Origin of the sequence: Tessaracoccus coleopterorum, assembly GCF_011174705.1 — a bacterium.
GTDB lineage: Bacteria > Actinomycetota > Actinomycetes > Propionibacteriales > Propionibacteriaceae > Arachnia > Arachnia coleopterorum.
The window spans coordinates 2,216,290-2,228,409 of the sequence record NZ_JAANIJ010000001.1 but is presented as its reverse complement, the minus strand read 5'-3'; the positions used below and the strand labels follow the sequence as shown (position 1 = coordinate 2,228,409).

General features: G+C 69.9%; 12 protein-coding genes and 2 pseudogenes. 1 reads left to right on the top strand and 13 read right to left on the bottom strand.

Features of this window, described 5'->3' with window-relative positions:
• Positions 1-2: 2 nt before the first annotated feature.
• Positions 3-1,109, bottom strand: a complete 1,107-nt coding sequence (locus G7085_RS30560) for a discoidin domain-containing protein (RefSeq protein WP_197511500.1) — start codon at positions 1,107-1,109, stop codon at positions 3-5.
• A gap of 292 nt (positions 1,110-1,401) precedes the next feature.
• On the opposite strand from G7085_RS30560, the pseudogene deoC reads away from it, so the two are divergent.
• A pseudogene (gene deoC / locus G7085_RS14285) lies at positions 1,402-2,087 on the top strand (deoxyribose-phosphate aldolase).
• Here deoC and G7085_RS14280 read toward each other — a convergent pair.
• The 12 genes and pseudogenes from G7085_RS14280 to G7085_RS14225 all read right to left on the bottom strand — a co-directional run bounded on the left by G7085_RS14280 (position 2,081) and on the right by G7085_RS14225 (position 12,055).
• The gene (locus G7085_RS14280) at positions 2,081-3,952 is read right to left on the bottom strand and encodes an ABC transporter ATP-binding protein (RefSeq protein ID WP_197511499.1); all 1,872 of its coding nucleotides are present in this window, start codon (positions 3,950-3,952) and stop codon (positions 2,081-2,083) included. The pseudogene deoC and the gene G7085_RS14280 overlap by 7 nt on opposite strands.
• Positions 3,953-4,029: 77 nt before the next feature.
• A pseudogene (dcd, locus tag G7085_RS14275) lies at positions 4,030-4,604 on the bottom strand (dCTP deaminase).
• A gap of 73 nt (positions 4,605-4,677) precedes the next feature.
• Positions 4,678-4,980 carry an FHA domain-containing protein gene (locus G7085_RS14270; RefSeq protein WP_197511498.1) on the bottom strand — a complete coding sequence of 101 codons (303 nt, stop codon included), beginning with the start codon at positions 4,978-4,980 and terminating at the stop codon, positions 4,678-4,680.
• 22 nt (positions 4,981-5,002) lie between these two features.
• Positions 5,003-6,067 carry an RDD family protein gene (locus G7085_RS14265; protein WP_197511497.1) on the bottom strand — a complete coding sequence of 355 codons (1,065 nt, stop codon included), beginning with the start codon at positions 6,065-6,067 and terminating at the stop codon, positions 5,003-5,005.
• A gap of 67 nt (positions 6,068-6,134) precedes the next feature.
• The gene (locus G7085_RS14260) at positions 6,135-6,593 is read right to left on the bottom strand and encodes a hypothetical protein (RefSeq protein WP_197511496.1); all 459 of its coding nucleotides are present in this window, start codon (positions 6,591-6,593) and stop codon (positions 6,135-6,137) included.
• Positions 6,590-7,123: a transglutaminase-like domain-containing protein gene (locus G7085_RS32750; RefSeq protein ID WP_197511495.1), complete on the bottom strand. Its 534-nt coding sequence runs from the start codon at positions 7,121-7,123 to the stop codon at positions 6,590-6,592. Before G7085_RS32750 ends, G7085_RS14260 begins: the two co-directional genes overlap by 4 nt.
• Positions 7,105-8,283 (bottom strand): hypothetical protein, encoded by a 1,179-nt coding sequence (locus G7085_RS32745; protein ID WP_197511494.1) that lies wholly within the window; start codon positions 8,281-8,283, stop codon positions 7,105-7,107. Before G7085_RS32745 ends, G7085_RS32750 begins: the two co-directional genes overlap by 19 nt.
• Positions 8,284-8,422: 139 nt before the next feature.
• Positions 8,423-8,614: a hypothetical protein gene (locus G7085_RS14245; RefSeq protein WP_197511493.1), complete on the bottom strand. Its 192-nt coding sequence runs from the start codon at positions 8,612-8,614 to the stop codon at positions 8,423-8,425.
• Positions 8,611-9,165: a DUF58 domain-containing protein gene (locus G7085_RS14240; protein WP_197511492.1), complete on the bottom strand. Its 555-nt coding sequence runs from the start codon at positions 9,163-9,165 to the stop codon at positions 8,611-8,613. The genes G7085_RS14245 and G7085_RS14240 overlap by 4 nt, the downstream gene beginning before the upstream one ends.
• A gap of 79 nt (positions 9,166-9,244) precedes the next feature.
• Positions 9,245-9,514 (bottom strand): hypothetical protein, encoded by a 270-nt coding sequence (locus tag G7085_RS14235; RefSeq protein WP_197511491.1) that lies wholly within the window; start codon positions 9,512-9,514, stop codon positions 9,245-9,247.
• 141 nt (positions 9,515-9,655) lie between these two features.
• Positions 9,656-10,621: an AAA family ATPase gene (locus G7085_RS14230; RefSeq protein ID WP_197511490.1), complete on the bottom strand. Its 966-nt coding sequence runs from the start codon at positions 10,619-10,621 to the stop codon at positions 9,656-9,658.
• Positions 10,622-11,278: 657 nt separating this feature from the next.
• Positions 11,279-12,055, bottom strand: a complete 777-nt coding sequence (locus G7085_RS14225; protein WP_331715999.1) for a fibronectin type III domain-containing protein — start codon at positions 12,053-12,055, stop codon at positions 11,279-11,281.
• Positions 12,056-12,120 lie beyond the last annotated feature (65 nt).

Here is a 12,120-nt window from a genome sequence, read left to right as displayed (position 1 = left end):
GATCAGGTAGGAGCCCCGCACGGCACGGGGGCGGAGGCAGCGACGTTGTCGAAGCTGTCGGCCACGTTGTTGCGGTCGGGGCTGATGCGGCCCGCGGTGAGCTGCGAGGCGGCGTCGTCGGAGGTGACGGTGACCAGGTCGTGGTTGGGGATCCGTACGCGACGCACGTCGTTGTCCGGGTCGACGAGGCCGGTCAGCGTCAGCGTGAACACCCCCTCCTTGACCGAGGCGACCGCATCGAAGGAGACGCCCTCGAGGTTCGGGAAGGTCAGCGCGTAGGTGGCCGACCTGCCGTCGTCCGACTTTACGGGGGCGCCGACGGTGACGGGCTGCTCCTCTTCGTTGACGAGGATGCTGGTCAGCGCGTCACCGAGGCGACCGGCGAGCTGCTTGTCACCGAGGCGGTAGTCGACGACCTGCGGGAAGCCCGGGTGCATGCGCACCGTGAGGTCGCCGTCGGCGATCTCGACGGTGCCCTCGGGGATGACGATCTCGGGGCGGGTCGGTGGGGTGACCTCGCCGGAGACGGTTTCGACGTTGAACTCGGCGAGCGAGCCGACCGTCTCGGCGGGCGAGATGGGGTCGGCGCCCCTCACGCCGCCCCAGGTGCTCAGGTACCTCACCTGCAGGCAGTTGGCGTCGACGGGCTGGTCCAGCGTGATGACGCGGTCGGTCAGCGCGGAGGCGACATCGCCCGGGAACGAACCTTCCGCCACCTTGGTGTACGTGGCGGCCGTGCAGTCGGGGCCGGTGGCGGCGAGCAGCTCGTACTCGTTGACGCGCCCCGAGCCGTTGGAACTCTGGCGCGGCGTCAGAGTAACGCGACCGACCTGGACGGCCTCATCGGCCAGCTTCACGGTCAGGTGGTGCGGCAGCGGGTCGACGCCACCTTGCCACTTGGTGTGCCAGTACGTGTCCCTGTTTCCGTCGAGGACGTACTCGGCGGGCCCGCCACCTCTGCCCAGCTCAGCCTCAGGCTCAACAGAGTTGACGGCCACCACGGACATCTGGCTCTGCGGCAACAAGGCATAGGTGAGGTCCGCGCTGGCCGGGGCCGGCGAGAACGCCAGCCCTCCGGTCACCAACGCGCCGGCGGCAACGGTGGCCACCGTCCGTCGTGTCTTCAGTCGTGGTCGTGACATGGATCCCCTTCGACTCCTGGATGCGGCTTCCACAGTGGAGCCGCGTTGCCCGGCAGCCTAGGAGCGGTCCCAGCCAATGCGGCAACCTTTGCCCCGGTTCGCTCGACCAAAGTGACCGCTACTCGTTCAAACGCTCAGCAGCGGTGCTCGAACCGGTCCGAGACAAGGTGTCTTCACCCTCTGGCCTGGAGCACTCGCACGCCGTCGGCTACGGACCGGGCGATACGATGCCCGGAGAAGGCGAACCGAAAGGACGGACATGGAGATCACCCGCACAGCCCTGGCTCAGTTGGTCGACCACACCCTGCTGAAGACGGACGCCACGCGCGCCCAGATCTCGGCGCTCGTGGCTGAGGCGAAGGAGCTCGGCACCTACTCCGTGTGCGTCTCCCCTCAATGCTCCCCATCACCGACGACATGGGAGACGTCAAGGTCGCGACCGTGTGCGGCTTCCCTTCCGGCAACCACACCCCGCAGGCGAAGGCGTTCGAGGCCGCCCAGGCCTCGGCCAACGGAGCCGACGAGGTCGACATGGTGATCAACATCGGCCTGCTGAAGGAGGGGCGCCCCGACCTCGTCGAGGCCGAGATCCGCGCCGTCCGTGAGGCCACCAGGGGGTTGCTCAAGGTGATCATCGAGTCGGCCGCACTCACCGACGACGAGATCGTCGCGGCGTGTCGCGCCTCGGAGGCTGCGGGAGCCGACTACGTCAAGACCTCAACCGGGTTCCACCCGGCCGGGGGTGCGTCCGTGCACGCCGTCGAGCTGATGGCGGCCACCGTCGGGGAGCGACTCGGCGTCAAGGCCAGCGGCGGCATCCGTGACTACGCCACCGCGAACAAGATGGTGGAGGCGGGCGCCACGCGGCTGGGCCTCTCCGGCACCGCGGCCGTGCTGGCCGGGGCGGACGGCGACGGGGACGCCGTCGACCAGGGCGACTACTGACGGTCGGCGAACTGCGTGTGGTACAGCTCGGCGTACTGTCCGCCGAGCTCCAGCAGCGCCTGGTGGGTGCCTGACTCGACCACCGTGCCACCTTCCACGACCAGGATCAGGTCCGCACCGCGGATGGTGGAGAGCCGGTGCGCGATGACGATCGACGTCCGCCCCTCGCGGGCCGCGTCGAGCGCGCGCTGCACCGCCGCCTCCGACTCCGAGTCCAGGTGCGCCGTCGCCTCGTCCAGCACCAGGATCGGCGGTGCCTTCAGCAGGAGGCGGGCGATCGCGAAGCGTTGCCTCTCCCCGCCGCTCAGCCGGTAGCCCCGCTCCCCCACCACGGTCTCCATTGAGTCTGGGAGCCGTTCCACAAGATCGGCGATCTGCGCGGCGCGGAGCGCGCCCCACAACTCCTCATCGGATGCATCGGGCCGGGCGTAGGCGAGGTTGGCACGGATGGTGTCATGGAACAGGTGCGCGTCCTGCGTGACGTAGCCCACCCGGTCGCGGAGAGAGGCGAGCGTGACTCCCCGCACGTCGGAGCCACACACCTCGACCACCCCTGAGTCGACATCGTAGAGCCGTGCGATGAGGTGGGTGATCGTCGTCTTCCCGGCGCCCGAATGCCCCACCAGCGCGACGGTCTTGCCGGGGCCGGCCTCGAACGACACCCCTCTGAGCACCGGCTGGGAGGCCGACTCGTGGGCCGCGGCCGACGGTTCGAGGGAGGCCAGCGACACGTGCTGCGCGTCGGGATAGGTGAACGCCACGTCACGGAAGACGACGCTCGGCGGCCCGTCCACCCGGGTTGCGTCGGGGGCGTCGACGATCAGCGGTTCGAGGTCGAGCACCTCGAACACGCGTTCGAAGCTGACCAGCGCCGTCATCACGTCGACCCGCAGGGTGCTGAGCTGCATCAGCGGCCCGTACAGGCGGGCGAGCAGTGCCACGAGGGCGGTGAGGGTGCCGACGCTGAGCGTCCTGTCCACCGCTCCGAGGCCGCCGAAGCCGTAGAACACGGCGGTGGCGAGGGCACCGACGAGGGTGAGGGCGGTGAGGAACACCCGCGAAACCATCGCGATGCTGACGCCCGAGCCGGCCACAGCGTCCGCCTGCCGCGCGAAGGAGGCGCGCTCGGTGTCCGGGTCACCGAACAGCTTGACCAGCAGCGCCCCGGAGACCGAGAACCGCTCCGTCATGGTGGCCGACATCTCGGCCTGCTGCTGCATGCGGGTGCGCGACAGGTCGGCCAGCCTGTGGCCGACGCGGGAGGCGGGCAACATGAACAGCGGCAGCAGCACCAGCGCCGCGAGCGTCAGCGGCCAGGAGAGCGCGAGCATCGAGCCGAGCACCAGCACCAGAGTGATCCCGTTGCTCACCACCGACGACAGCGTGGAGGTGAACGCCTGCTGCGCCCCGATGACGTCGGACTGCAGCCGGGAGACCAGCTTGCCGGTGTGTGAGCGGGAGAAGAAGGCCACCGGCATTGCCAGTACGTGACCGAAGATCTGGGTGCGCATCGAGTAGATGAGCCCCTCACCGATGCGGGCGGAACACCAGCGCTCCACCAGGCCCACGCCTGCCGAGGCGAGCGCCATGCCCGCGACCGCGAGGGAGAGCAGGACGATCAGTCGCCTGTCGCCGCCGAGCACGCCGTCGTCGATGATGCGTTGGAACAGCAGGAGCGGGACGACCGACAGCGCACTGTCGATCACGGTCGCGATGAGGAACACCACGATCAGTCTGCTGAACGGCTTACCGTAGGCGAGCACACGACGGGCGGTGCCGCGGTCGAGTTTGTGGCCGGTGATGGCGGGGTCGGCCGCGAGCCGGCCGACCATCCGGCCACCGCCCATGCCCCGTGTGACGCTCATGCGAGGACCCCCTCAGGAGAACCGGCGCCTGTCGTGCCGGGTGGGCCGGGAGCACGCCTCGGCACCCGACCCGGGCGTCAGATCTTCGTGCGGTGGAAGTTCAGGTGGGAGCGCGACGGGGTCGGACCCCGCTGGCCCTGGTAACGCGAGCCGTACTGCGACGAACCGTACGGGTGTTCCGCCGGGGAGCTGAGCCGGAAGAAGCAGAGCTGGCCGATCTTCATGCCAGGCCAGAGCTTGACGGGAAGGGTCGCCATGTTGGACAGCTCGAGCGTGACGTGCCCGGTGAAGCCCGGGTCGATGAAGCCGGCCGTTGAGTGCGTGAGCAGGCCCAGCCTGCCGAGCGACGACTTGCCCTCGAGCCGCGCCGCGACCGATGGCCCCAGCGCCACCTGCTCAAAGGTCGCTCCGAGCACGAACTCCCCGGGTGCAGGACGAACGGCTCGTCGTCGGCCACCTCTATGAGGCGGGTCAGCTCGGGCTGCTCGACCGACGGGTCGATCGAGGGGTACCGGTGGTTCTCGAAGACGCGGAAGAACTTGTCGAGCCGGACGTCGACGCTCGACGGCTGGACCATCGCCGGGTCCCACGGATCGAGGCGCACTCCACCGGCCTCGACCTCGCCAAGAATGTCTCGATCGCTCAGAAGCATGACCGACAGCCTAGCGGTGCGGAGGCCTCGGCGGAGCCGGCGACCGGGCCGCGGAACCGGGCAGGGGTCGCGCTCACCTGCCGAGCGGCGCGGGACGCCTGAGCACGGTGAACCACCGGTTCCCGTAGGAGACCTGCTGCCCCTCGCGGACCCGCATCTGGGTGCCGGGTGGGCAGGGCTCGAGTGATCCGCCGGTTGCCACGAGCGCGGTGCCGTTGGTCGATCCCCGGTCGACCACGAACACGCCGCGCGGGTCGGTCCCGATGAGCACATGCGTCCGGGAGATCATCCGACCATCGCCGGAGGCCGGCACAAGGTGGACCTCCTCCGGGTCGCCCTGGTCCTTGTGGGGGTTGCGGCCGAGCAGCACGGTCACCGTCAGCTCGACCTCCCGGCCGTCATCGAGGCGGACGTACCAGCCTTCTCCACCGTCGCGCTGCCCCGCGGAGGGCGGCAGGCTCGCGATGCGGGTCCCCTCGTCGTCGTCGACCTCGCCGAACTCGCGCTCCCGGACACGCACGTTGCGCGACGGTTCGATGACCGAGGAGGCGGATGGGATCGGAATCCAGGCCTGAGGGGATCTCGAGGGTGAAGGCAATGGCTGCGCGGCGGGGGCACGGCCTCGGGCCGCTGACCGGGACCCAGGGCTGGGTTCCAGGCTGCTGCGGCCGGTCGGGCTGGGGTGGGGCCGGCGTGCCCGGCTGCTGGGCAGGCGGCTGCCACGGCTGCGGCTGCTGCGCAGGGGCGGGCCAAGCCTGGGTGGCCGGGGCCGCCTGCGGGGGCGACCAGGGTGCCTGCCCGGCCGGCTGGGCGGGTTGGGCCTGCGGCGGCTGGAATGGGTTCTGGGGCTGCAACGGCTCCGATGCGACGCCAGGCAGCCAGTCGGGAGCGGCCTGCGGCTCCGACGACCACCCTTGAGAGGTGCCGGGCTGCGGGCTGAAGGTGCTTGCGAGGTGCGGCGGTAGCCCGACCGTGCTGGTGGCGTGGGTCTTCTTCTGCTGCGTCTGGGGCTTGACCTCCGCCACCTTCGGCTGGACCACGACGGCCCCTGCGACCATGTCGTGCCAACCCTGGCGCCGCTCGTGGATGACGAGGAAGATGAGCAGAGCGATGCCGCCGATGACCGTTCCCATCAGCGCGGAGAACACCAGTTGGCGCAGGAAGAAGCGCCACCACCCGATCGGCTCGCCGTTACTCAACGAGACGAGGCGCAGCCCGGTGAACCGGGCGCCAATGCCGGCCCCGCGGGTGGCGTAGGCCCACCACTGGTAGAGCGCGTATCCCGCGATGACAACGGCGGCGCCGATGCTCGCGACGAGCATGATCGCCGGCGACGAGGTTGCGTTGAGCACGATGAACAGGGCCGCATAGGCGAGCGCAATGGGCAGCAGGTCGATCACGGCGGCGAGGAACCGGCGGCCAAGGCCTGCGACCACCACTCCGCGTGGAATCAGTCGGCTCACGTCCGTCCTCCTCGAATACTCCCGGTACGCCGCAACACCTTACCGCCCGGCGGGTCGCCGACCGCGGTCAACGGATCCTGCGGAACGACTTGGTTGACAGGTGCGAAACGATCCACCGGAGGCGGTTCACCGAGCGCCGCATGCCGCGCCGCACCGCGGCCGAAGAGGCCCAGTACTCATCGGCCAGCGCCTCGCTCGGCTCGCCCGGCGCGAACACGAGCCAGTCGGCCTCCTTGGCGAGGGCCACCGGATCGCTGTTGTCGCGCAGCCGCGCGAAGTCGCTCTTGAGGGCCTCGGCCTGTTCGGTCCTGGTGGCCGACGCCGACGGCGAGCGCCCGACGTCCCGTGCCCGGTCGACCAGCTCGGCCCATGCTCCCGCGATCCGGTTGGCGATCATGGGATCGTTGCGGCGCCGGGAGCGGCGGCGCAGCTTGAGTCCGAGGACAAGCGCCACCGGCACGACGACCGTCAGCAACGGGATACCCGTGAGCAGCGCGACTGCTCCGACCCGGGCCCAGTCGATCACGGTCTCTTCCTCGGGTGCCTTGCCCGGGTCGATCGGAATCTGGTCGTCCGGCTGTGGCACCTCGGGCCGCAGCGGCGGAGGTGGCGGGTTGTCGACGAACTGCTGCTGCTCCGGCGGACGATGCGGCGGTTCCTCCGGCGGCGTCTGCGTCTCGGGAGGGGTGGGTCGAACATGACCCAGCCGAGGCCATCGAGGAACACCTCGGTCCAGGCACCGACCTGGCTCCCCGTGATGGTCTGCGTGGCGCCGACCCGGTAGCCGTACACGACCCGGGCGGGGATGCCGAGCTCGCGGGCCATGAGCGCCATGGCCACCGCGTACTGCTCGTGGTCTCCGACCATCTCCGTGCCCTCGAACAGCGTGATCAGCCTGCGCTCGGAGTGCCCCGGCAGCGAAACGGCCTCGTCGGCCTGGCCGTGGCTGAAGTAGCCCTCCGTGCGCAACACGGATTCCAGCGCGAGCGCTGCCGCGCCCCCGGTGGTGCCCTCACCGGCGATGGCGCGTGCGCGGCTCAGCACGATCTCGGGCACGTTGTCGCTCGCGGGGAGCGGGTAGGTCCCCGCGCCCGCAGCCGCGATGTCGCCGTCTGCGGGTCTGGTGGGCACCCGCGCCTCCAGCGTGTAACTGTCGCCCGGCAGCAGCCCCGCCGTGGTGATCCCGTGCCGGAACTGTGGTTGTAGTAGAAGTTCTCGGAGAGGGCCACGCGCCGCTCGCCCTCGAAGGCGATGCCCCTGGTGCGGCCGAGGGTCGGGGTCCACACCGAGGAGTAGTCGTCGATCGTGACCGAGACGGTGCGGTCGGCACCGGGCCGGTCGTCGGCGATCCACTGTCCGACCCGGGTGAAGGTGGTGGCCTCGACGGCGGAGTCGTCGAGCGAGGCGACGTTGTAGCTGAGGCCGTCGTACTCGTCGAGCGTCGCAAGGCGGATGATGTCGCCCTCGACGGCGCCGACGACGGTCAGTACCTTCGACTCGCGCCGCTCGGTGATGTTCGCGCGGTACCCCTGGAGAGGCGAGGCGTAACGCTGGAGATTGATGGGCGGTTCGATGGCAGCCCGGACGTTGTCGCGCTCCGCGCCACCGGCCAGAAGCGGCACCAGGCCCACCGTGAGGGCCCCGCCACCGCGACGGTTCCCACCCGAGGAGCCCGCGCACGGGACGGAACCTGCCGGTGTGCCCGGCGAGGGCCCACGCGTGACGGCCCGCCGGTACGTGGTCCACAGGAGGACGGTGAGGAAGAACGCGACACCCACCAGTACCGGTCGGAAGGCCGTGTCGGAGCCGACGACGGCGCCGATCAGGTAACCGAAGGCGGGAGCGACCCAGGCGAGCATCGGCACCCGGGAACGGAGCGACACGAGCGCACCGATGAGGCCAGCGACCAGCCCGACGAGGCCCGGCACCGTCAGCAGGTTGAAGGTCTCCCCGATGGGTGGGGCGAGGGTGAGCATGTCGCGCCATGCGGTCACCGGGCCGACCAGCAGCCCGTACAGCGTGCGACCGGTGGGCACCACCCACGAGATGGTCGACGACGGCATCACCAGGAACCCGCCGAACAGGAACCAGGCGAGCGTCGCGATGCCGACGGTGGCGAGCGTGTTGAGCCTGCGCAGCGCCGACAACACCCCGATACCCATGCCGACGATCCCGAACCCGAGGACCGTGACGAACAGCCAGGGTGTGCCGTACACGGGAGGAACGCGAGCGCGGTCAACGTGAGGAGCATCAGGAGGGCCGCGCCGTCGACGGCGAGCCACACGGCGCGTCCCTGCTTCGACGTGGTCGTGAACGAACTCCGGTCGATGGTTTCGACCGCCCTCCTCGCCACCATCACTCCATCGCCTTCCGGATCGCTCGGGGCAGGTCGTCGAGACGCCCCAGCTGGATCGCCGTCACATTACCCGCGGACCGGACCCTGAGTTCCTCCCCGGACACCGCCCGGATGCCGATGACGCGGGCATCGACATCGAAGCGGCCACAGGCCCGACGCAGCATCGACAGCGTGGTCGAGGAACCGGTCACGGCGATGACGACCGATGCGGCGGGGGCACGCCTGATCGTCGAGTGCACCAGGTCGAGGATGCCGCCCGCGCGGTCTGTGTCACGACGGAGAGCTGGTCGAGGGCGCGCGACGGCGTCACCGCCACCAACTCGTCGCGCGACGTGAGCAGCGTGAGGGGCGACTCCGAGTAGAGGGTCTGCATCGCCACCGACGCGACGACGGAGACCCCGAGTTCGAACTCATCCTCGTCGAGGTAGGCGGCGCGCCCCGTGTCGAGCGACACCGCCACCCGGGACATCCGCGACTCCTCGAACTGCCGCACCATCAGACGCCCTGTGCGTGCCGTCGAGCGCCAGTGGACGTGGCGGCGGTCGTCACCGGCGACATAGGGCCGCAGCGCGTGGAAGTTCATGTCGGCGGACGACAGGTGCGGGCTCGCATGGCCCTCCAGGTCGTGCACGAAGCCGGTCTGCCTGCCGGGCAGCGGCACGGTGCGGGGGTGGACGTAGAGCTCGAACTCCTCGGTCCAGCGGGCCTCACGTCCGGTCAGCGCGAACGGGTCGCCCTGCACCGAGCGCGCGGGCCGACGGTGATGAGGCCCCGCCTGTCGGTCGGGATCCGGAACGACTCGCTCGTCACCTCGCCCGCGCTCATTGACGGCAGCGCGAAGCTCGCGTTGACCTCCCCGATGGGTAGGTCCAGCCGGGATCCCCAGTGCCTTCGGCGCGCGGCGTTGCGGACGTGGAGCAGGCCGGAGGCCCGCTCCCCACCGTCACCGAGCGGCCGGTCAACTCGACCCGTGCCTGCAGGTTGGGTCGACCGATCGTGTACAGGAGGCACACCAGCAACAAGACGGTGGCCAGCAGTCCAGCCACCGTGAACTCGACCCAGCCGAGGGCGACGCCGACGCCGAGGCTCACGAGGCCGCCGAGCAGGGCGAACCAGCCGGCGGTGCGGACCCCTGTGATGTCGCGGACGCGGCGGAACGCGCTGCGCAGCCCTGGGTGGTCGGTGGATCGACCGCCTCGGGGGCCTCCCAGCGCGTCTCGGCCGCCCGGTCATCAGGCGGGCTGGCGTTCGGTGGGCGGCGGGACGGATCCGACAACCTCGGCCATCACATCGACCGCCTGGACGCCGTTGAACTCGGCCTCGGGATCGAGGATCAGGCGGTGTGCCAGGCACGGGATGGTGAGCATCTTGATGTCATCGGGGACGACGAAGTGCCTTCCGAGGGAGGCGGCCCAGACCCGGGATGCGCGCACCAGTGCGAGCGCGCCGCGGATCGACACACCGAGCCGGACGTCGCCAAGCGACCTGGTGGCTGCGGTGAGGCGGGCGATGTAGTCGAACACCGACGACTCGATGTGCACCGAGTTGGCGAGTTGGCTCATCTCGGCCACCTGGGAGGTGGAGATCACGGCGGGCAGCGCCGTCGAGCGGGGCCTGTTGCCGCCGGTCGCGAGGATCCTCATGGTGGCCTCGTGGTCGGGGTAGCCGAGGGTGGTCTTCATGAGGAAGCGGTCGAGCTGTGCCTCGGGCAGGCGGTAGGTGCCCGCCTGCTCGATGGGGTTCTGCGTCGCGATGACCATGAACGGCTGGCCCACGTTGTAGGACTGTCCATCGACGGTGACGCGGGACTCCTCCATCACCTCGAGCAGCGCCGACTGGGTCTTGGGCGAGGCCCGGTTGATCTCGTCCGCCAGCACGATCGCGGCGAAGATGGGCCCCTGATGGAACTCGAACTCGCCGGACTTCTGGTCGTAGATGGTCACGCCCGTCACGTCGGAGGGCAGCAGGTCGGGCGTGAACTGGATGCGTGAGTTCGTGCCCTGAACCGACTGGGCGATGGCCCGCGCCAGCGTCGTCTTGCCGGTGCCCGGGAAGTCCTCGAGGAGGAGGTGTCCCTCGGCGAGCAGGCAGGTGACGGCCAGCCGGATGGCCTCGGTCTTGCCCATGATGACGCGTTCCACGTTGCCGACGATGTTGGCGAAGTTCTCCCCGAACCAGCGGGCTTGCTCCGGATTCATGTCTGTTGTCTCTCAGTCTCTCGTGTGGGTGGCTCGGGCGCTCACTCGTTGTTGAACTTCCAGCTGTCGGACTCCCCGTTGATGGTGCAGTCGACCTCGATCGTCTTTGCGGCCTCCGTGGTCGGGCCCTCAGCCGGGGGTTCGGGATCGGGATCGCGGAGTAGGTGTTCGTGAAGCTCAGGATGCCGCCCGAGTCGGAGACCTTGTCGACCACCGAGTTCCCGGAGGGACCCGTCGCCGTGATCGTGCAGAGCCCGTTCTCCACGTAGGGGAACCTGGCCGAAACCTCCGAGCCGCTGCGGTTCGGCTGCGTGACCCCGTCGAGGACCACCTCGTAGGTTCCGCTCGCGGCGCCCGCCGCCCAGCGCACCGTGTTGGTGGCGCCCGCCTTGGCCTTGGGCTGCCGCTTGTCGAGTCGGCAGCCGTCGCTGCCGACGTAGGTGCAGTAGACGTATTCGGTGAACCGCCAGCCCTCGGTGTCGATGGGGTCGTCGCTGAACGACAACTGGACCTTGTCCGGCAGCAGGAAGAGTCGGCGGATCACCTTGGGCGGCGGCGGGGTGTCGGCCCGCGGCTGCACGCCGGTGATCTTGTACTCGGCCGAGGTGAGGTCCTCGAGCCGCAGCCGGAACCTGAGCGTGTAGTTCTGGCCGTTGGTCAGGCCCGACACGGAGACGCCGTCGAAGGTGCGGTAGTCGCCGCCGTCGACCGAATACTCGTAGCCGACGGGCGCCCCTTGGGCACGTTCGTCTCCATCGTCACCGCGGCCCCACCCTCCCGGGGCGCCCAGGAGGCCTTCGTGATCCGCGGCTGCGGGTAGGCCACCTGGTACCTGCCTGTGCTGCCGACGGTCCCGACCCCCGGGCCACGGTTGACGGCCTGGATGGTGAAGAGGGTGGGCTCGAGCCTCATGCCACCCACGCGGACGGTGTAGCTGGTGCGGCCGTCGGCGTTGACCGTCACGGGGCTGGCGCTGCTGGCTCCGGACCTGCCGCTCGGCACCACGATCCACTGCTTCACCGGGTCGCCCTTGGGGTCGACGCCGGAGGTCGTGAAGGTGACGTTGAAGGCGCCGCCGATGTCGTCGTTGATGGGCGACGCGACCGGTGCAGCGTCACCGGTGGGGATGCCGGAGGGATACTCGGCCACGGAGGCCACCGAGGTGCCCTGCAGCCCGCTCGTGTTCGTGGCGGTGACGGTGAACTGGTACGCGGTTCCGTTGACAAGGCCCGGCCACGTGTAGCTCCTGGCGCCGGGATCGGAGATGACCTCGGTGCCGGTGGTGCCGCCGCTGATCGCCACCGTGTAGCTGACGATCGGGCTGCCGCCGTTGCGCGACGAGTACTGCACGTCGTGGTTCCAGTTGAGGCGCAGCGCGCTGTCCGCGTAGTCGACGGTCAGCTGGATCGGCGCGTCGGGGCGGGCATCTGGCACCTTCGGCGCCGAGAGGGGCGACGCCTCGGAGTCGCCGACCTCGTTGGTCTCGATCACCGAGATCC

Excerpts from the sequence above, each read along its gene's own strand:
- G7085_RS14280 (WP_197511499.1), bottom strand. The coding sequence starts at position 3,952 with ATGAGCGTCACACGGGGCATGGGCGGTGGCCGGATGGTCGGCCGGCTC.
- G7085_RS14230 (WP_197511490.1), bottom strand. The coding sequence starts at position 10,621 with ATGAATCCGGAGCAAGCCCGCTGGTTCGGGGAGAACTTCGCCAACATC.